1 protein-coding gene is annotated in these 1,415 nt (G+C 24.7%); it reads right to left on the bottom strand.

What is annotated here, in order from left to right:
* Positions 1–332: 332 nt before the first annotated feature.
* Positions 333–1,208: a hypothetical protein gene (locus IM532_RS13600; protein ID WP_194184036.1), complete on the bottom strand. Its 876-nt coding sequence runs from the start codon at positions 1,206–1,208 to the stop codon at positions 333–335.
* Positions 1,209–1,415 lie beyond the last annotated feature (207 nt).

The raw sequence follows: 1,415 nt of genomic DNA, 5'->3' as shown, positions 1-1,415 counted from the left end.
GGAAAGTTTTTGATCTAAATATTTCTCAATTTTAAATCGTTCTTGTTGGGATAATCTTGTATAATTTTGGCTCATAACAACACTAAATTAATAATTTATAGTGTTGCATTAGTTTTCTGAACCCGCGGAAAAATTTCTGCTAACGAGCCGAGTATTTGCGAAGAACGGGAGAGAAATTGAACGAAAGTTCAAATTCGTGCTTTCAAGCAAATTGCTTGGCTGAAACTAAATTAATTGAAAGTTTTAAGAAAAGCAATTTTCCGAGTGGAAAAAGCTGGGATGAAAGTTTACTTTCAGCCCGTTTTTTCGCAAATAGTATGTTATATGTAGTTTTATCGATAACCAAATTGAAATGACATCATATATTTCTTATTAGTTGGTTTTCCATCTTTTAGTTTTGATATGACTATTTTATTATTTTTTTGTATTTCATTTTTAAATAATGATATTATGAAATCCCCCAAAATAACGTCATCAGAATTTTCTGTTTTTGCATCTATGTTCGTAATTTCACCTGTACTTGATATTTCAAATTTTAGATGTGCAACGGATTTTGAAATATTATTTTTTTTTGCAATTTCAGAAAATCCAGAAGATATTTTTGACTCTAAATTTTTATAAATGATAGCATAATATTCGTTAATTTCTAATTGATTTGAATAATCATTAAAATCTAATATTGTTGGAATATTTTGATATTGAAAAAGTAATTCATCGTTATATAATTTAATAGTGATATTAAATGGTAATTCACTTTCAACATCTTCATTATTAAAGTTTTTTGCTGGTTTTTCTACACCATTTAATATTAAAAAAAACTCATTAAAAAAAGGTTTTATTAATGGATTAATTTTATTTATAATATCCTTTGATATATCATTATTTAATGAATTTATATTTAAAAGTCTAATATCCTTTAATTGACCATTATTTGAATATACAATATCAAAATAGGCATTAACTATATTTTCTTTTGTTGATTTTATTGAATCAAATTTAATCGTGTTAATTTTTTTGAAATAATTATTAGAAAACGTTTCAAAATTATTATCTATACATTGAATTACTTCATTTTTATTATCACTGTTTATATGATTACAATTATTAAATGTAACTACATTTTTATAGGATTTTAATTTTGATATATTAGTTTGACCAAAAGTAAATATTGAAATTGAAATAAATATTGTTGTTATTAAATTCTTCATTTTATAAAATTACATATAACGTTTCGGGGCTTGGCGTCAGTGGCGGAAATTGAAGCGAAAAGTTTCAATTTAACGACACGGTAAGCAAAAGCCAATTAATTGAATAAATTTAAGAAAAAAGTCAATATAATTGGCTTTTTGCGGAATAGAAATCCAAAACTTTAAATTTTGCACTTAACCCGCCATTGCGCCAAACCCTTGTTATAC

This window comes from Faecalibacter rhinopitheci (assembly GCF_015234135.1).
Taxonomy (GTDB): Bacteria; Bacteroidota; Bacteroidia; order Flavobacteriales; family Weeksellaceae; genus Empedobacter; species Empedobacter rhinopitheci.
The sequence above is the reverse complement of the archived record's forward strand: the minus strand, read 5'-3'. Positions and strand labels throughout refer to the sequence as shown.

Coding starts and splice junctions, on each gene's coding strand:
- IM532_RS13600 (WP_194184036.1), bottom strand. CDS start 1,208: ATGAAGAATTTAATAACAACAATATTTATTTCAATTTCAATATTTACT.